Source organism: Pseudomonas sp. KnCO4 (assembly GCF_045344305.1).
Lineage (GTDB): Bacteria > Pseudomonadota > Gammaproteobacteria > Pseudomonadales > Pseudomonadaceae > Aquipseudomonas > Aquipseudomonas anuradhapurensis.
The window spans coordinates 5,126,884-5,145,032 of the sequence record NZ_CP174199.1; the positions used below are offsets into that span (position 1 = coordinate 5,126,884).

Below are 18,149 nucleotides of genomic sequence, written 5' to 3' on the forward strand. Positions count from 1 at the left end.
GGCATTCCTCAGCGCGGCGCTTCACTAGGGCTCGTCATGGGCTCTGCAGGTGGCGGCAGGGTGAACCCGGACACCGAACGACGCATCTCGCTGGCCATGCGAGCCAGGTGGCGGATACTGTCGGCAGTGGCGCTGGAGCCGGCGGAGGTTTGGGCGGTGATCTGCTGGATCACCGCCATGGTGTGGGAAATCTGCCCGGCCGACGAAGTCTGCAACTGGGCAGCGTCTGAGATACTGTGGATAAGGTCGGCGAGGTTCTGCGAAACCCCTTCGATCTCGGCCAGGGCAACGCCTGCATCCTGGGCCAGGCGCGCACCGCGTACCACTTCGGCGGTGGTCTGTTCCATGGAGATCACCGCCTCGTTGGTATCGGCCTGGATGGTACGTACCAACGCCTCGATCTGCCGGGTGGCCGAAGATGAACGTTCTGCCAGGCGCTGCACTTCATCGGCGACCACGGCAAAACCCCGGCCAGCTTCACCGGCGAGCGAAGCCTGGATCGCCGCGTTGAGGGCAAGAATGTTGGTCTGGTCGGCAATGTCGTCGATCAGGCTGACGATATCGCCGATTTCCTGGGAGGACTCGCCCAGGCGCTTGATCCGCTTGGCGGTGTCCTGGATCTGCTCGCGGATGTTGTCCATGCCGTTGATGGTGTTGTGCACCACCTCGTTGCCCTTGTTGGCGATCGCCACCGAGCGCTCGGCCACCTTCGCCGACTCGTAGGCGTGGGCCGAAACCCGGTCGATCGACTCGACCATGTCGCCGACTGCCTCGGACGCCTCGCTGATCTGCTCGGCCTGGTGTTCCGAGGCCTTGGCCAGCTGGCGAGCAGTGTTCTGCGTGTCCTGTACGGCGGCGGCGACCTGCAACGCACTGTGGTTGATGGTAGCGACCAGGTCGCGCAGCTGGTCGACCGAATAATTGATCGAATCGGCGATGGCGCCGGTAAAGTCTTCGGTTACCGACACGGTCACGGTCAGGTCGCCGTCGGCCAGTTCTTCGATTTCATCGAGCAGGCGCATGATCGCCTGCTGGTTGCGTTCGTTCTTTTCCGCCGTCTCGCGCAGCTGGCGGTTGGTGGTGCGCACCATGACCAGGCCGATGAGGATGATCGAGGCCAGCGCCAGCAAGCCGAGGATGTAGCCGCCGACGGTGTCGAGGGTACGCCCGCCGGCCAGGTTCTCGAAGCCGTTGGCCAGGTGCGAGGCCTCGTCGAGCAGGGTTTGCGACAGGCTGAACAGGTTGCCTGCGGCTTCACGTACACGGAACAGCTCGGGCGAGGTTTCCAGGATCTCGTCCACCGAGCCGGCGACGAACTGGAACAGTTCGGCGATTTCGGCCAGGCGCGTGCGGGCGTCGGCATCCTCGACACGAGTCACCTGGATTGCCGCGTTACCGTTGAGCATGCCCTCCAGCACCTGGCCAAAGCGCCCGGCATCGCGACCAAAGGCATCGGCCGCCTGGGCTGCGCTGTCGTCGCCGGCCAGCACGGTATTGACCGAGCCGAGGATGCGTTCGGCCAGCAGCAGCTGGCGCTGGGCCACCGCCACCTGGCTGGCCGGGGCGCCACTCTGCAGCAGGATCTCCACCACCTTTTCGTATTCCACCTGCAGCTGCGGCACGGTCTCGGCCAGGGTCGCCGCCACCTGGTGCAGCGACAGCACGGTCTGTTCGCTGGCCAGGATGGTGTCGGTGTTCCGGCGCAGGTTTTCCCAGTCACGGCGTACCGCTTCCATCTCGTCACGCACCGCCGGCGGCGCCGGTGGCAGGCCGGTGGACTTGTCACCTTCGCGCAGGTAACCCCAGCGCCGTTCGAAATCGTTGCGCGAGTCCGACAACAGCTTGAACGCCAGGGCCTTGCCCGTGGCGGCTTCGGTCGCATTCTTGGCGATACGTTGCGACAGCACGCGCAATTCGCCGGCATGGCCGATGTACTGCTTGTCGTAGTTGGACTGGGTGTTGAGGTAGGCGAAGTTGGCGAACAGCAGGATGATCGACAGGATCAGGATCAGGAACAGTACGGTGATCTGCGCAATGCTGCGGGTACGTGGGGTCACGGTGGTAGCGGTGACGGGAGGGGCAGGCTTGTTCACGTTCGCAGGTCCTATAACGCCACATCGAGAAAGCCCGGCGCCTGGGCCAGGGCGAAGGGGCTGAAGATCGCCCAGTTGCGTTCACGCGGGAAGTGCCCCTGCACGAAGGGCGCAGCGGCGCTGATCAGCGGTTGCGGCGGCGCCAGCTGCAGGCTGTCCAGGGCAAAGTGCTGCAGGCCCAGCACCTCGTCTACCAGCAGGCCGACGAACAGGTCATCGTGGTCCAGCACCAGCACCCGCCGCTGCTTGCCCGGGGCGGCCTGGCCCAGGCCAAAGAAGCTGCTCAGGTCCATCACCGGCAGCAGTCGGCCACGCAGGTTGGCCACCCCGCACACCCACGGCTGCACGCCGGGGACACGGCTACTGCGCGGTTCGCGCAGCACCTCGGCGACCTCGCCCATCGGCGCCACGAACCACTGCCCGGCAATGCGGAAGCCGATGCCGCTCCACTGTTGCAGGCGCTGGTCCTGCGGCGGCTGGTCGGCGACCAGCAGGCGGCAGCGCCGGTCGATGTCCAGCAACAACTCAAAGGCGGTCAGCGACGCGCCCTGCGGGCGGGTGGTCAAGCCCCCAGCACCTCTTTGAGCTTGGCGATCAAGGCGTCCTCCTCCACCGGTTTGGTGAGGAAGTCACGAGCGCCCTGGCGCGTAGCCCAGACCCGGTCGGTTTCCTGGTCCTTGGTGGTCACCACGATCACCGGGATGGCGCTGGTTTCCGGGTCCTTGCTGAGCTGGCGGGTGGCCTGGAAACCGTTCATGCCGGGCATGACGATGTCCATCAGCACCGCGTCTGGCTTGTCCTGCCGGGCCAGGGCCACGCCATCGGCACCGTTGTTGGCCTTGAGCACCTGGAAGCCGTGCTTTTCCAGCCATCCGGTCAATCGGTACATCTCTGTCGGCGAGTCGTCGACAATCAGAACTCGGGCCATGCTGTTTCCCCATCAGGAAAGAAAGACCGTGCCATGGCGGGGCGCGGTCAGGGTGCGTGTTGTTGGGTTGCGGCAAAACCGGGCACATGGGCACGGATCGCATCGAGCAGTTCTTCCTTGCTGAACGGCTTGGTCAGGAACTGGTCGGACCCGACCACCCGGCCGCGGGCCTTGTCGAACAGGCCATCGCGTGACGACAGCAGGATCACCGGGGTGTCCTTGAAGGCACTGTTGTGCTTTATCACCGCACAGGTCTGGTAGCCGTCCAGGCGCGGCATCAGCACATCGACGAAGATGATGCTGGGCTGGTGGTCGACGATCTTGGCCAGGGCATCGAAACCATCGCTGGCGGTGATCACCTCGCAGCCCGCTTCACCGAGCAACATCTGTGCGGTGCGGCGGATCGTGCGCGAATCGTCGATCACCATCACCTTCAGGGGTTGTTCCATCTGTTGGGCTACCGTCGCTGATAATGCGGAAATCGTAGGGCCGCTGCGCGCCCCTATCGCGACGCAAGGCCGCTCCTACAAGGGACCGCGATCTCCTGCAGGAGCGGCCTTGCGTCGCGATAGGACTGCGCAGCAGCCCCAAAGGCCTGTTGCACAGCGCTATGCCAGGCATTTTTAGCACACTCCGGGTGCCCGTTCCATCTACCGCGCCCCTTGACCAGCGGCGTTCACGGCGCCACCCTGAGCCACTTTACTTTCGATCTACCGCGGCCACGCGCCGCCAAGAGGAACCACCCCATGAGCGTTCGCCTCGGCATTGTCATGGACCCCATCGCGTCCATCTCCTACAAGAAGGACAGCTCGCTGGCCATGCTGCTGGCCGCCCAGGCACGCGGCTGGAGCCTGTTCTACATGGAGCAGCGCGACCTGTACCTGGGTGCCGGCCAGGCCCGCGCGCAGATGCGCCCGCTGAAGGTGTTCGCCGACCCGGCCCGCTGGTTCGAGCTGGGCGAGGAGCAGGACAGCGCACTGGCCGAGCTGGACGTGGTGCTGATGCGCAAGGACCCGCCCTTCGACATGGAGTTCGTCTACAGCACCTACCTGCTGGAACAGGCCGAGCGCGAAGGTGTGCTGGTGGTCAACCGCCCGCAGAGCCTGCGCGACTGCAACGAAAAGCTGTTCGCCACGCAGTTCCCGCAGTGCATGGCGCCGACCATGGTCAGCCGCCGTGTCGACATCCTGCGCGAGTTCGCCGACAGCCGCGGCGACGTGATCCTCAAGCCGCTGGACGGCATGGGCGGCGCCTCGGTGTTCCGCCACCGCAAGAGCGACCCCAACCTGTCGGTGATCCTCGAAACGCTGACCCAGCACGGCAACCAGCAGATCATGGCCCAGGAATACCTGCCGCAGATCAAGGATGGCGACAAGCGCATCCTGATGATCGACGGCGAGCCGGTCGACTACTGCCTGGCGCGCATCCCGGCCAGCGGCGAGACCCGTGGCAACCTGGCTGCCGGTGGCCGTGGCGAGGCGCGCCCACTGACCGAGCGCGACCGCTGGATCGCCGCCCAGGTCGGCCCTGCCCTGCGCGAAAAGGGCCTGCTGTTCGTCGGCCTGGATGTGATCGGCGACTACCTCACCGAAATCAACGTCACCAGCCCCACCTGCATCCGCGAGATCGACGCGGCGTACAACACCGACATTGGCGGCAAGCTGATGGACGCCATTGATCGCAAGCTCAAGGCGCGCTGACCGCCGACGCGGAGCAAATGCGCGGAGTGGGGTATGATGCCGGTCCTTTTCGACTGAGCTGCTGCCCCGCCCTGCGGTTGCTGGATACCTGATGACGCTGCCTGCCGACATCCCTGCCGACCTGCTGCCACCGCGCGTTCGCCCGGTGGATCGGCTTGGCTTTACCCTGTTCCTGGCTGCCCTGGTGCACCTGGCGCTGATCCTTGGCGTGGGTTTCACCGTGGTCAAGCCGGCGGAAATCCGCCAGACCATGGACATCACCCTGGCCTCGTTCAAGAGCGAGAAGCGGCCGGAAAAGGCCGATTTCCAGGCCCAGGACAACCAGCAGGGTAGCGGCACCCTGGACAAGAAGGCGGTGCCCACCACCACCGAGGTGGCGCCGTTCCAGGACAGCAAGATCAACAAGGTCACCCCGCCGCCTGCGGCCAAGCCCGAAGTGGCGCCCCCGCCGGTGCCGGAAAAATCCGCCGTGGCGACCAAGGCGCCGAAAGCGCAGAAGGTCGAACCCAAGCCCAAGGAAAGCAAGCCGCAACCAAAACCTGCGGCCGCCACGCCAGAGTTCGACAGTTCGCAGCTGTCGAGCCAGATCGCCAGCCTCGAAGCCGAGCTGTCCAACGAACAGCAGATGTATGCCAAGCGCCCGCGCATCCACCGCCTGAATGCCGCATCGACCATGCGCGACAAGGGCGCCTGGTACAAGGAAGAGTGGCGCAAGAAAGTGGAGCGGGTGGGTAACCTCAATTACCCCGAAGAAGCACGTCGGCAGCAAATTTATGGCAACTTGCGCATGATGGTGTCGATCAACCGCGACGGCTCGCTGTACGAAGTGCTGGTGCTGGAATCGTCGGGGCAGCCGGTGCTGGACCAGGCGGCCCAGCGCATCGTGCGGCTGGCGGCGCCATTCGCGCCGTTTACCGGCGACCTCGCCGAGTTCGACCGGCTGGAGATCATCCGTACCTGGCGGTTTGCCCGCGGGGACCGGCTTTCCAGCAACTGACTGGATTCATGGACAGGCAACTGGCATATCTGCCAGTTGCCCACGCCCTGGCAGAAGCGCCTCATGACACGCGACCACAACACATTGGGGTGTCATGATGGAATCGAAAGATCGTAACAATCAGAAACAAGCGCAGGAACAAGCGGGCGTCAGCATGAGGGCAACCCTCGAAGGACGATTCGCAGGCAGCACTGGCCACACGGATCTGCTGAACACCTACACCGCTCTCAACTGCAAATTCTTCGAGGGTGCGGAGAACAAGAACGAAGAAGTTCCCGCTATTTCGCTGGGTTCTTTCCTATCGCCACTCGAAAAGGGCCAGTACGATATTCGCCCTATCGACGAGGGAAGCCTTAGCGATGGGTTCTTTGCCACTTGCGGGCAGATGCGGCCAGACAGTAAAAGCCTCGAGGGGCTGATGGTACATTGCGGCGAACTTTCGATTACTGATGTCGCAGAAAAGGAAGATGCTCAGGGCAATTTAATCGAACGCTCATTCGAGGGAGCGGCCACGCTCACCTACAAAAATCGTCAAGACAACGACCCTGATAACCAGATCAACGTAAATATCGACGCCTTGAAAGCGTCTGAAACCCATGCCCCTGGCATCAGCGTTGCTTCTTCGAAACATGAAAAACCAGCCAACACGCCCGACGCGCTGAACGCCTCATTTGCCCAAAACAAAAACAACTCCAGCGTCACCATGACGGGCACTATTGGTGGGAAGCTTGAGGCCACAGGCCCCAGCTTTATCAATATCCACCCCCCTTTCAACGCGTTCACCTGCCACTTCCCGATCGAATTGCAGGGAAATAAAGTGCTTACCCTGTATTTCTTCAGCACCCGCCCCCTTGCCATCGGCGAATACCCCGTCACTGCCGATGGTAGTAACGGCTACGCCGTCATCTTGAGTGCCAGTTCGCCAGGCGGTATGGGTGAGAAAGGCATCAATGCGACAAGAGGAAAAGTAATCATCACCTCCCTCGAAGAGGGTAAATCCTTCAAGGGCCACGGAGAGCTGGAATTTGCACACGATAATGCAGCGACCGTGAAATTGGTGATCAGCGACATCGAAGGGTTCCAAGCGGCTTGAGCCGGGGCGCTGAATGCCAGAGTGCACCCCAGCAAGTGGGTGCTACGTCAGGTAGAGCCGCCGACCAGCGCTCTACCTTTCGGGCACCTTGTCAGCCTCGCCAGCTGGCGCCACACTATCCTCCATGAAAAACCTCACGCCGAGCTACCTCAAGCATCAGTTCCTGATCGCCATGCCGCACATGGCCGATCCGAACTTCGCCCAGACCCTCACGTACATCGTCGAGCACAACGCCCATGGTGCCATGGGCCTGGTGGTGAACCGGCCACAGGAACTCAACCTGGCCGACATCCTCGAACAGTTGCGCCCGGACGAAGCGCCGCCGGCCAGCACCCTGCAGGTGCCGATCTACCAAGGCGGCCCGGTACAGACCGACCGTGGCTTCGTGCTGCATAGCAGCGAATGCAGCTACCAGGCCACGGTCGAACTGCAGGGCCTGTCACTGTCCACTTCGCAGGATGTGCTGTTCGCCATCGCCGAAGGCGTGGGGCCGCAGCAGAGCCTGATTACCCTGGGTTATGCCGGTTGGGAAGCGGGCCAGCTGGAAGCCGAGCTTGCCGACAACGCCTGGCTCAACTGCCCGTTCGACCCGGCAATCATCTTCGGCCTGGCCAGCGACCTGCGCCTGGAAGCCGCAGCCGCCAGCCTGGGCATCAACCTGAACCTGCTGACCAGCCAGGCGGGCCACGCCTGATGGCCGAACTGCAGCCTGAACCACGCCTGCTGCTGGGCTTCGACTACGGCAGCAAACAGATCGGCGTGGCCGTCGGCCAGGTAGTCACCGGCCAGGCCCGCGAACTGTGCACCTTGAAGGCGCAGAACGGTGTGCCGGACTGGGCCCAGGTAGAAAAGCTGATTGCCGAGTGGAAGCCTGATGCCATCGTCGTCGGCTTGCCGCTGAACATGGATGGCACCCCCAGCGAAATGAGCGCCCGCGCCGAAAAGTTCGCCCGCCGCCTGAATGGCCGTTTCAACCTGCCGGTACATACCCACGACGAGCGCCTCACCACCTTCGAGGCCAAAGGCGAGCGCATGGCCCGTGGCGGCCAGCGCGGCAGCTACCGTGACAACCCGGTCGATGCCATTGCCGCCGCCTTGTTGCTGCAAGGCTGGCTGGAGGCCAACACCTGATCATCTTTGCCGCCGGGCCCCGCCCGGCGCACCCTTCCTAGGAGCCCGCAATGAGCCTACCCAATCCCGCCGAGCTGATTCGGCAGATGGCTGTCGACCTTCGCGCCCACCTGGCCCGCCGGGCCATTACCGAGCCACGCTATATCGGTATCCGCACGGGCGGCGTCTGGGTCGCCCAGGCCCTGCAGGAAGCCATGGGCGACAGCAGCCCGATGGGCACCCTGGACGTCTCGTTCTACCGCGATGACTTCAGCCAGAACGGCCTGCACCCGCAGGTGCGGCCATCCGAACTGCCGTTCGAGGTGGAGGGCCAGCACCTGGTGCTGGTGGATGACGTGCTGATGAGCGGCCGTACGGTTCGCGCCGCACTCAACGAACTGTTCGATTACGGCCGCCCGGCCAGCGTCACCCTGGTCTGCCTGCTGGACCTGGATGCCGGCGAACTGCCAATCCGCCCGAATGTGCTCGGCGCCACCCTGTCGCTGGCGGCCCATGAACGGGTAAAATTGACCGGACCCGCACCGCTCGCCCTCGAGCGCCAGGACCTCGCCAACGCTTCCGCCCTTTAAGAGTCCCCTCGCGATGACGCCAATCGACGCCAAGCGCCCGCTGCAGCTCAATGATCAGGGCCAGCTGCGCCACTTCCTCTCGCTCGACGGTTTGCCCCGCGAACTGCTCACCGAGATCCTCGACACCGCCGACTCCTTCCTCGAAGTCGGTGCCCGGGCCGTGAAGAAAGTCCCGTTGCTGCGCGGCAAGACCGTGTGCAACGTGTTCTTCGAGAACTCGACCCGTACCCGTACCACCTTCGAACTGGCAGCCCAGCGCCTGTCGGCCGACGTGATCAGCCTGAACGTGTCGACTTCCTCGACCAGCAAGGGCGAAACCCTGTTCGACACCCTGCGCAACCTCGAAGCCATGGCCGCCGACATGTTTGTGGTACGCCATTCGGACTCCGGCGCCGCGCACTTCATCGCCGAGCACGTGTGCCCCGAAGTTGCGGTGATCAACGGCGGTGACGGCCGCCATGCGCACCCAACCCAGGGCATGCTCGACATGCTCACCATTCGTCGCCACAAGGGCAGCTTCGAGAACCTGTCGGTGGCCATCGTCGGTGACATCCTGCACTCGCGCGTAGCCCGCTCCGACATGCTCGCGCTGAAGGCGCTGGGCTGCCCGGACATCCGCGTGGTCGGCCCGAAAACCCTGATTCCCGTTGGCATCGAGCAGTACGGGGTGAAGGTCTACACCGACCTCGCCGCAGGCCTGAAAGACGTCGACGTGGTGATCATGCTGCGCCTGCAGCGTGAGCGCATGGCCGGCGGCCTGCTGCCCAGCGAAGGCGAGTTCTACCGCCTGTTCGGCCTGACTACCGCGCGCCTGGCCGGCGCCAAGCCCGACGCCATCGTCATGCACCCCGGCCCGATCAACCGCGGCGTGGAAATCGAGTCGGCGGTGGCCGACGGCAAGCATTCGGTGATCCTCAACCAGGTCACCTACGGCATCGCCGTGCGCATGGCCGTGTTGTCCATGGCCATGAGCGGGCAGAACGCGCAACGTCAATTCGACCAGGAGAACGCCCAGTGACCGTCAGTATTCTCGGCGCCCGGGTCATCGACCCGAACAGTGGCCTCGACCAGGTCACCGACCTGCACCTCGACGGCGGCCGCATTGCCGCCATCGGCGCCGCCCCGGCCGGGTTCAGCGCCAGCCGCACGATCCACGCCGCCGGCCTGGTCGCCGCACCAGGCCTGGTAGACCTTGGCGTGTCGCTGCGCGAGCCTGGCTACAGCCGCAAGGGCAACATCGCCAGTGAAACCCGTGCTGCCGTGGCCGGCGGCGTCACCAGCCTGTGCTGCCCACCGCAGACCAAGCCGGTGCTGGACACCTCGGCGGTGGCCGAGCTGATCCTTGACCGCGCCCGCGAGGCCGCCAACAGCAAGGTCTACCCGATCGGTGCCCTGACCAAGGGCCTGGAAGGCGAGCAGCTGGCCGAACTGGTGGCCCTGCGCGACACCGGCTGCGTGGCCTTCGGCAACGGCCTCAAGGAAATCCCCAACAACCGTACCCTGGCGCGCGCCCTGGAATACGCTGCCACCTTCGACCTGACCGTGGTGTTCCACTCCCAGGACCGCGACCTGGCCCAGGGCGGCCTGGCCCATGAAGGTGCCATGGCCAGCTTCCTTGGCCTGCCGGGCATCCCGGAAACCGCCGAGACCGTGGCCCTGGCGCGCAACCTGCTGCTGGTGGAGCAGACTGGCGTACGTGCGCACTTCAGCCAGATCACCAGCGCCCGCGGCGCGCGGCTGATCGCCCAAGCCCAGGCCCTGGGCCTGCCGGTCACTGCCGATGTCGCGTTGTATCAGCTGATCCTCACCGACGAATCGCTGCGTGAATTCTCCAGCCTCTACCACGTGCAACCACCGCTGCGCACCGCCGCCGACCGTGACGGCCTGCGCGAGGCGGTGAAGTCGGGGGTGATCCAGGCGATTTCCAGCCACCACCAGCCACACGAGCGCGACGCCAAGCTGGCCCCGTTCGGGGCGACCGAGCCTGGCATCAGCAGCGTCGAGCTGCTGCTGCCACTGGCCATGACCTTGGTGCAAGACGGCCTGCTCGACCTGCCGACCCTGCTGGCACGCCTGAGCAGCGGCCCGGCAGCGGCCCTGCGCCTGCCGGCCGGTGAGCTGAAGGTGGGCGGCGCCGCCGACCTGGTGCTGTTCGACCCGCAAGCCTCGACCGTGGCTGGCGAGCAGTGGTTCTCGCGTGGCGAGAACTGCCCGTTCATCGGCCACTGCCTGCCGGGCGCGGTGCGTTATACCTTGGTCGACGGGCATGTCTGCCACGAGGCCTGAGTAAAAGCCATTCGCGGGCATGCCCGCTCCCACAGCAGATCACTGTCTCCTGTGGGAGCGGGCATGCCCGCGAATGCCCTTGCACGGTGCCCCCTGCCAAGCGCGACCATTCATCCCCTACGGTTGAAATCCTTCCCCCCACCCCCATATGAGTCTGCATCAGGCACTTTCGCCCCGCTGCGTGGAGACTCTCCCCTTGACCACCATCGTTTCTGTCCGCCGTAATGGCAAAGTCGTCATGGGCGGCGACGGCCAGGTATCCCTCGGCAACACCGTGATGAAAGGCAACGCCAAGAAGGTGCGGCGCCTGTACCACGGCCAGGTCATCGCGGGCTTCGCCGGCGCCACCGCCGATGCGTTCACCCTGTTCGAGCGCTTCGAAGGCCAGCTGGAAAAACACCAGGGTCACTTGGTCCGTGCTGCCGTCGAACTGGCCAAGGAATGGCGTACCGACCGTTCCCTGAGCCGCCTGGAAGCCATGCTGGCGGTAGCCAACAAGGATGCTTCGCTGATCATTACCGGCAACGGCGACGTGGTCGAACCCGAAGACGGCCTGATCGCCATGGGTTCCGGCGGTGCATACGCCCAGGCCGCTGCACGCGCCCTGCTGAACAAGACCGACCTTTCCGCCCGGGAAATCGCCGAGACCGCCCTGAACATCGCTGGCGACATCTGCGTCTTCACCAACCACAACCTGACCATCGAGGAGCAGGACCTGGCCGAGTGATTCAGCTGTTCTGGCGCCCCCGCCCGGTGCGGGGGCTTTTCCACGCTGACTCATCTGCCCAAGGCCCCAACTGATCATGTCCATGACCCCCCGCGAGATCGTCCACGAACTCAACCGCCACATCATCGGCCAGGATGACGCCAAGCGCGCCGTGGCCATTGCCCTGCGCAACCGCTGGCGGCGCATGCAGCTGCCTGCCGAACTGCGTGCCGAAGTGACGCCGAAGAACATCCTGATGATCGGCCCTACCGGCGTCGGCAAGACCGAAATCGCCCGCCGCCTGGCCAAGCTGGCCAACGCGCCGTTTCTCAAGGTCGAAGCCACCAAGTTCACCGAGGTGGGCTACGTCGGCCGCGACGTCGAGTCGATCATCCGCGACCTGGCCGATGCCGCGCTGAAAATGCTCCGTGAGCAAGAAATCATCCGCGTGCGCCACCGCGCCGAAGACGCCGCCGAAGATCGCATCCTCGATGCCCTGTTGCCGCAGGCGCGGGTCAGCAGCTTTGCCGAGGAAGCCGCGCAGACCAGCACCGATTCCAACACCCGCCAGCTGTTCCGCAAGCGCCTGCGCGAAGGCCAGCTGGACGACAAGGAAATCGAGATCGAAGTGGCCGATGCCGTAGGCGTGGAAATTGCCGCGCCGCCCGGCATGGAAGAAATGACCAACCAGCTGCAGAGCCTGTTTGCCAACATGGGCAAAGGCAAGCGCAAGGCCCGCAAGCTGAAGGTCAAGGAAGCGCTGAAGATGGTTCGCGATGAAGAAGCGAGCCGCCTGGTCAACGAGGAAGAACTCAAGGCCAAAGCCCTGGAAGCGGTCGAGCAGCACGGCATCGTGTTCATCGACGAAATCGACAAGGTTGCCAAGCGCGGCAACGTTGGCGGCGCCGACGTGTCCCGCGAAGGCGTGCAGCGTGACCTGCTGCCACTGATCGAAGGCTGCACCGTCAATACCAAGCTGGGCATGGTCAAGACCGACCACATCCTGTTCATTGCCTCGGGTGCGTTCCACCTGAGCAAGCCGAGCGACCTGGTGCCCGAGCTGCAAGGCCGCCTGCCGATCCGCGTGGAACTCAAGGCCCTGACCCCGGAAGACTTCGAGCGTATCCTGCAGGAACCGCACGCGTCGCTGACCGAACAGTACCAGGCCCTGCTCAAGACCGAAGGCCTGAACATCGAGTTCCTCGCCGACGGCATCAAGCGCCTGGCCGAAATTGCCTACCAGGTCAACGAGAAGACCGAGAACATCGGTGCCCGCCGCCTGCACACCTTGCTCGAGCGTTTGCTCGAAGAGGTGTCGTTCAGTGCCGGCGACCTGGCCAGCACCCATGACGAAGCGCCGATCCAGATCGACGCGGCGTATGTGAACAGCCACCTGGGTGAGCTGGCGCAGAACGAAGACCTGTCGCGTTACATCCTGTAAAAACGGCGTCGACTGCTTCGCGGGCACGCCCGCTCCCACAGGCTCACCACAGACCCAAAGCATGTGATGATCCTGTGGCAGCGGGCGTGCCCGCGAAGAGGCCCTTGAATCCCTCCATCATAAGCTGGAAGCTTGCTTCATCAGCTCCCGAGAGATTCTGCCCATGGCCCGCCTGCCCACCGCCATCAACCTGCACAAAGCCTCGAAAACCCTCAGCCTCACCTACGCCCCCGGCGAGGTCTACCACCTGCCCGCCGAATTCCTGCGCGTGCACTCCCCCTCCGCCGAGGTCCAGGGCCACGGCAACCCCATCCTGCAGTTCGGCAAGATCAACGTCGGCCTCAATGGCCTGGAGCCTGCCGGCCAATATGCACTGAAACTGATCTTCGACGACGGCCATGACAGCGGCCTGTTCACCTGGGAATACCTCGAACAGCTGTGCCTGCGCCAGGAACAACTGTGGGCCGAGTACCTCGACGAGCTGCACAAGGCCGGCAAATCCCGCGACCCCGCCGAGTCGGTGGTCAAACTGATGCTCTAGCGCAAGGGCCCTGGGGTTTAGAGCGCATTTTCTAAAATCATCTGTTTGAATGCCCTACAGACAGCCCAATGAAGGGCTGTCTTGCGCATTACATGAAAGTCGGGTAACCAATGGGGAGTGGCAAGTTAACTGCATCACCTTGCAGGTAATCAGCACCCTCGCAGCACCGCTGTTCCTTATCACTGGTCACCCGAGTAGCAGTACCGGGCTCAGCACTGTGCACCCGTCACAGCAAACCGGTACTCGTCTCAGGACAACGGAGCGTCGTAGATGAGTAACAAGAACAACGATGAGCTGCAGCGGCAAGCCTCGGAAAACACCCTGGGGCTGAACCCGGTCATCGGTATTCGTCGCAAGGACCTGTTGAGTTCGGCACGTACCGTGCTGCGCCAGGCCGTGCGCCAACCGCTGCACAGCGCCAAGCATGTGGCCCACTTCGGCCTGGAGCTGAAGAATGTGCTGCTGGGCAAATCCAGCCTGGCCCCGGAAAGCGATGATCGTCGCTTCAACGACCCGGCCTGGAGCCACAACCCGCTCTACCGCCGCTACCTGCAGACCTACCTGGCCTGGCGCAAGGAGCTGCAGGACTGGATCGGCAGCAGCGACCTGTCGCCCCAGGACATCAGCCGCGGCCAGTTCGTCATCAACCTGATGACCGAGGCCATGGCGCCGACCAATACCCTGTCCAACCCCGCGGCGGTCAAGCGCTTCTTCGAAACCGGCGGCAAGAGCCTGCTGGACGGCCTGTCCAACCTGGCCAAGGACCTGGTCAACAACGGTGGCATGCCCAGCCAGGTGAACATGGATGCCTTCGAAGTGGGCAAGAACCTGGGCACCAGCGAAGGTGCCGTGGTGTACCGCAACGATGTGCTGGAGCTGATCCAATACAACCCGATCACCGAGCAGGTACACACCCGCCCGCTGCTGGTGGTGCCGCCGCAGATCAACAAGTTCTACGTGTTCGACCTGAGCCCGGAAAAGAGCTTGGTGCGCCATTGCCTGCGCTCGCAGCAACAGACCTTCATCATCAGCTGGCGCAACCCGACCAAGGCCCAGCGCGAATGGGGCCTGTCGACCTATATCGATGCGCTCAAGGAAGCCGTCGACGCAGTGCTGGCGATTACCGGCAGCAAGGACCTGAACATGCTCGGCGCCTGTTCCGGCGGTATTACCTGCACCGCGCTGGTGGGCCACTATGCCGCCCTTGGCGAGAACAAGGTCAATGCCCTGACCTTGCTGGTAAGCGTGCTGGACACCACCGTGGATACCCAGGTGGCGCTGTTCGTCGACGAGCAGACCCTGGAGGCCGCCAAGCGCCACTCCTACCAGGCCGGCGTGCTCGAAGGCAGCGAGATGGCCAAGGTGTTCGCCTGGATGCGCCCCAACGACCTGATCTGGAACTACTGGGTCAACAACTACCTGCTTGGCAACGAGCCGCCGGTGTTCGACATCCTGTTCTGGAACAACGACACCACGCGCCTGCCGGCCGCCTTCCATGGCGACCTGATCGAAATGTTCAAGAGCAACCCGCTGACCCGCCCCAATGCCCTGGAAGTGTGTGGCACACCGATCGACCTGAAGCAGGTGCAATGCGACATCTTCAGCGTGGCCGGCACCGCTGACCACATCACCCCGTGGCAGTCGTGCTACCGCTCGGCGCACCTGTTCGGCGGCAAGATCGAATTCGTGTTATCCAACAGCGGGCATATCCAGAGCATCCTCAACCCGCCGGGCAACCCCAAGGCGCGCTTCATGACCGGTGCCGACCGCCCGGGTGACCCGCTGGCCTGGCAGGAAAATGCCACCAAGCATGCCGACTCATGGTGGCTGCACTGGCAAAGCTGGCTGGCCGAGCGGGCCGGTGAGCTGAAGAAGGCGCCGACGCGCCTGGGCAACCGGGCCTACGCCGCCGGAGAGGCCGCCCCGGGGACCTACGTTCACGAGCGTTGAGCTGCAGCGCCGTGGCCACCTGCGGGCGCCACGGTGTTCATTCACCCAAGAGTCATGCGCATGCCGCAACCCTATATCTTCAGGACTGTAGAGCTGGATAACCAGTCCATCCGTACCGCCGTCCGCCCGGGCAAGCCGCACCTGACGCCGTTGCTGATCTTCAACGGTATCGGCGCCAACCTGGAGCTGGTGTTCCCGTTCATCGAAGCACTGGATCCGGACCTGGAAGTCATCGCCTTCGATGTACCCGGGGTCGGTGGTTCGTCAACGCCTCGCCACCCGTACCGGTTCCCCGGGCTGGCCAAGCTCACGGCACGGATGCTGGATTACCTCGATTACGGCCAGGTCAACGTCATCGGCGTGTCCTGGGGCGGCGCCCTGGCCCAACAGTTCGCCCACGACTACCCCGAGCGCTGCAAGAAGCTGGTGCTCGCCGCCACCGCCGCCGGTGCCGTGATGGTGCCAGGCAAGCCCAAGGTGCTGTGGATGATGGCCAGCCCGCGTCGCTACGTACAACCGTCGCACGTTATCCGCATTGCGCCGCTGATCTATGGCGGTGGCTTCCGGCGTGATCCAGACCTGGCCATGCAGCATGCCGCCAAGGTGCGTTCCGGGGGCAAGATGGGTTACTACTGGCAACTGTTCGCCGGGCTTGGCTGGACCAGCATCCACTGGCTGCACAAGATCCAGCAGCCAACCCTGGTACTGGCCGGTGACGACGACCCGCTGATCCCGCTGATCAACATGCGCCTGTTGGCCTGGCGGATTCCCAATGCCCAGCTACACATTATCGACGACGGTCATCTGTTCCTGATCACCCGAGCCGAGGCCATCGCCCCGATCATCATGGGTTTCCTTCAGCAAGAACGACAGCGCGCCGTCATGCACCCTCGCCCGGCTTCGGGCGGGTAGATCGATGCGGCCTTGTTCGCGGGCGCGCCCGCTCCCACTGGGACGGCGCTGAACCTGTGGGAGCGGGCATGCCCGCGAAGGTATCGACAGCGAAACGGCTCAGACGAGGGAGTGTTGCCATGAAAGACAAACCGGCCAAAGGAACGCCAACGCTTCCCGCCACCCGCATGAATGTGCAGAACGCCATCCTCGGCCTGCGCGGGCGTGACCTGTTGTCGACGTTGCGCAATGTCAGCCGCCATGGCCTGCGCCACCCGCTGCATACCGCCCATCATCTATTGGCCCTGGGCGGCCAACTGGGTCGCGTACTGCTGGGCGACACGCCTCACCAGCCGAACCCGCGCGACCCACGCTTCAACGATCCTACCTGGAGCCAGAATCCGTTCTACCGCCGCGGCCTGCAGGCTTATCTGGCCTGGCAGAAGCAGACCCGCCTGTGGATCGAGGAAAGCTACCTGGACGACGATGACCGGGCGCGGGCGCACTTTCTGTTCAATCTGATCAACGACGCCCTGGCACCCAGCAACTCGCTGCTCAACCCGCTGGCGGTCAAGGAGCTGTTCAATACCGGCGGGCAGAGCCTGGTCCGCGGCGTGGCCCACCTGCTCGACGACCTGCGCCACAACGACGGCCTGCCCCGCCAGGTGGACGAGCGCGCCTTCGAGGTGGGCCGCAACCTGGCCGCCACACCTGGCGCGGTGGTGTTTCGCAACGACTTGCTGGAGCTGATCCAGTACAAGCCGATGAGCGAAAAACAACATGCACGCCCGCTGCTGGTGGTGCCGCCGCAAATCAACAAGTTCTATATCTTCGACCTGAGCCCGACCAACAGCTTCGTGCAATACATGCTCAAGAGCGGCCTGCAGGTATTCATGATCAGCTGGCGCAACCCCGACCCGCGCCATCGCGAATGGGGCTTGTCCAGCTACGTGCAAGCGCTGGAGGAGGCGCTCAACGCCTGCCGCAGCATCAGCGGCAATCGCGACCCCAACCTGATGGGCGCCTGCGCCGGCGGCCTGACCATGGCCGCGCTGCAAGGCCACCTGCAGGCCAGGCACCAGCTGCGCCGGGTGCGCAGCGCCACCTACCTGGTCAGCCTGCTGGACAGCAAGTTCGAGAGCCCCGCCAGCCTGTTCGCCGACGAGCAGACCATCGAGGCCGCCAAGCGCCGCTCCTACCAGCGTGGCGTGCTGGACGGCGCAGAGGTGGCACGGATATTCGCCTGGATGCGGCCCAACGACCTGATCTGGAACTACTGGGTCAACAACTATCTGCTCGGCAAGACGCCACCGGCCTTCGACATCCTCTACTGGAACACTGACAGCACGCGGCTGCCCGCTGCGCTGCATGGCGACCTGCTGGACTTCTTCAAGCTCAACCCGCTGACCCACCCGGCCGGTCTGGAGGTGTGCGGTACGCCCATCGACCTGCACCAGGTCGACCTGGACAGTTTCACCGTAGCCGGCAGCAACGACCACATCACCCCGTGGGACGCGGTGTACCGCTCGGCCTTGCTGCTGGGCGGCGACCGGCGCTTCGTGCTGGCCAACAGCGGGCACATCCAGAGCATCATCAACCCGCCGGGCAACCCCAAGGCCTACTACCTGGCGAACCCCAAGCTGCCCGGCGACCCGCGCGCCTGGTTCCACGATGCCAAGCGCAGCGAAGGCAGCTGGTGGCCATTGTGGCTGGACTGGATCACCCCGCGCTCCGGCCCGCTCAAGGCACCGCGCAGCGAGCTGGGCAATGCCACCTACCCACCGCTGGGGCCCGCACCGGGTACCTACGTGATGACCCGCTGA

Annotated in this window: 18 protein-coding genes; 14 read left to right on the top strand and 4 right to left on the bottom strand. The window is 64.3% G+C overall.

The genetic code is table 11. The annotated features are described in order from the left end of the window. Positions 1-8: 8 nt before the first annotated feature. The 4 genes from ACJA3S_RS23680 to ACJA3S_RS23695 are packed head-to-tail and all read right to left on the bottom strand — an operon-like array spanning position 9 to position 3,470. Complete coding sequence (locus tag ACJA3S_RS23680) at positions 9-2,057, bottom strand: methyl-accepting chemotaxis protein (RefSeq protein WP_225931978.1); 2,049 nt, start codon at positions 2,055-2,057, stop codon at positions 9-11. Between the two features lie 47 nt (positions 2,058-2,104). Next, on the bottom strand, positions 2,105-2,659 hold the full coding sequence (locus tag ACJA3S_RS23685; protein ID WP_406820191.1) for a chemotaxis protein CheW: 555 nt from the start codon (positions 2,657-2,659) through the stop codon (positions 2,105-2,107). Continuing rightward, the gene (gene pilH / locus ACJA3S_RS23690; protein ID WP_170033182.1) at positions 2,656-3,021 is read right to left on the bottom strand and encodes a twitching motility response regulator PilH; all 366 of its coding nucleotides are present in this window, start codon (positions 3,019-3,021) and stop codon (positions 2,656-2,658) included. The genes ACJA3S_RS23685 and pilH overlap by 4 nt, the downstream gene beginning before the upstream one ends. Positions 3,022-3,068: 47 nt before the next feature. Further along, on the bottom strand, positions 3,069-3,470 hold the full coding sequence (locus ACJA3S_RS23695) for a PleD family two-component system response regulator (protein ID WP_170033184.1): 402 nt from the start codon (positions 3,468-3,470) through the stop codon (positions 3,069-3,071). Between the two features lie 297 nt (positions 3,471-3,767). Between ACJA3S_RS23695 and gshB the strand changes: the two genes are divergently transcribed. The 14 genes from gshB to phaC (ACJA3S_RS23765) all read left to right on the top strand — a co-directional run bounded on the left by gshB (position 3,768) and on the right by phaC (ACJA3S_RS23765) (position 18,149). After that, entirely contained in the window at positions 3,768-4,721 is a 954-nt protein-coding gene (gene gshB, locus ACJA3S_RS23700; protein ID WP_406820192.1) for a glutathione synthase, read from the top strand. A gap of 91 nt (positions 4,722-4,812) precedes the next feature. Beyond that, entirely contained in the window at positions 4,813-5,718 is a 906-nt protein-coding gene (locus ACJA3S_RS23705; RefSeq protein WP_170033188.1) for an energy transducer TonB, read from the top strand. Between the two features lie 97 nt (positions 5,719-5,815). Then, positions 5,816-6,811, top strand: a complete 996-nt coding sequence (locus ACJA3S_RS23710) for a hypothetical protein (protein WP_406820193.1) — start codon at positions 5,816-5,818, stop codon at positions 6,809-6,811. A 124-nt stretch (positions 6,812-6,935) separates the two neighbouring features. After that, positions 6,936-7,505, top strand: coding sequence for a YqgE/AlgH family protein (locus ACJA3S_RS23715; RefSeq protein ID WP_406820194.1), 570 nt, complete (start codon positions 6,936-6,938; stop codon positions 7,503-7,505). Next, the gene (ruvX, locus tag ACJA3S_RS23720; RefSeq protein WP_186672355.1) at positions 7,505-7,942 is read left to right on the top strand and encodes a Holliday junction resolvase RuvX; all 438 of its coding nucleotides are present in this window, start codon (positions 7,505-7,507) and stop codon (positions 7,940-7,942) included. Before ACJA3S_RS23715 ends, ruvX begins: the two co-directional genes overlap by 1 nt. Positions 7,943-7,992: 50 nt before the next feature. Further along, positions 7,993-8,511 (top strand): bifunctional pyr operon transcriptional regulator/uracil phosphoribosyltransferase PyrR, encoded by a 519-nt coding sequence (gene pyrR / locus ACJA3S_RS23725; protein WP_406820195.1) that lies wholly within the window; start codon positions 7,993-7,995, stop codon positions 8,509-8,511. Between the two features lie 13 nt (positions 8,512-8,524). Then, positions 8,525-9,529 carry an aspartate carbamoyltransferase catalytic subunit gene (locus ACJA3S_RS23730; RefSeq protein WP_170033196.1) on the top strand — a complete coding sequence of 335 codons (1,005 nt, stop codon included), beginning with the start codon at positions 8,525-8,527 and terminating at the stop codon, positions 9,527-9,529. Then, the gene (locus ACJA3S_RS23735; protein WP_406820196.1) at positions 9,526-10,797 is read left to right on the top strand and encodes a dihydroorotase; all 1,272 of its coding nucleotides are present in this window, start codon (positions 9,526-9,528) and stop codon (positions 10,795-10,797) included. Before ACJA3S_RS23730 ends, ACJA3S_RS23735 begins: the two co-directional genes overlap by 4 nt. Positions 10,798-10,993: 196 nt before the next feature. Next, positions 10,994-11,524 carry an ATP-dependent protease subunit HslV gene (gene hslV / locus ACJA3S_RS23740; protein ID WP_025340909.1) on the top strand — a complete coding sequence of 177 codons (531 nt, stop codon included), beginning with the start codon at positions 10,994-10,996 and terminating at the stop codon, positions 11,522-11,524. Positions 11,525-11,600: 76 nt separating this feature from the next. After that, positions 11,601-12,944: an ATP-dependent protease ATPase subunit HslU gene (gene hslU, locus ACJA3S_RS23745; RefSeq protein ID WP_015272084.1), complete on the top strand. Its 1,344-nt coding sequence runs from the start codon at positions 11,601-11,603 to the stop codon at positions 12,942-12,944. Positions 12,945-13,107: 163 nt separating this feature from the next. Continuing rightward, on the top strand, positions 13,108-13,485 hold the full coding sequence (locus ACJA3S_RS23750; RefSeq protein ID WP_406820197.1) for a gamma-butyrobetaine hydroxylase-like domain-containing protein: 378 nt from the start codon (positions 13,108-13,110) through the stop codon (positions 13,483-13,485). 270 nt (positions 13,486-13,755) lie between these two features. Further along, on the top strand, positions 13,756-15,435 hold the full coding sequence (gene phaC, locus ACJA3S_RS23755; RefSeq protein ID WP_406820198.1) for a class II poly(R)-hydroxyalkanoic acid synthase: 1,680 nt from the start codon (positions 13,756-13,758) through the stop codon (positions 15,433-15,435). 60 nt (positions 15,436-15,495) lie between these two features. Continuing rightward, the gene (gene phaZ / locus ACJA3S_RS23760; protein WP_406820199.1) at positions 15,496-16,347 is read left to right on the top strand and encodes a poly(3-hydroxyalkanoate) depolymerase; all 852 of its coding nucleotides are present in this window, start codon (positions 15,496-15,498) and stop codon (positions 16,345-16,347) included. 119 nt (positions 16,348-16,466) lie between these two features. Beyond that, the gene (gene phaC / locus ACJA3S_RS23765; protein WP_406820200.1) at positions 16,467-18,149 is read left to right on the top strand and encodes a class II poly(R)-hydroxyalkanoic acid synthase; all 1,683 of its coding nucleotides are present in this window, start codon (positions 16,467-16,469) and stop codon (positions 18,147-18,149) included.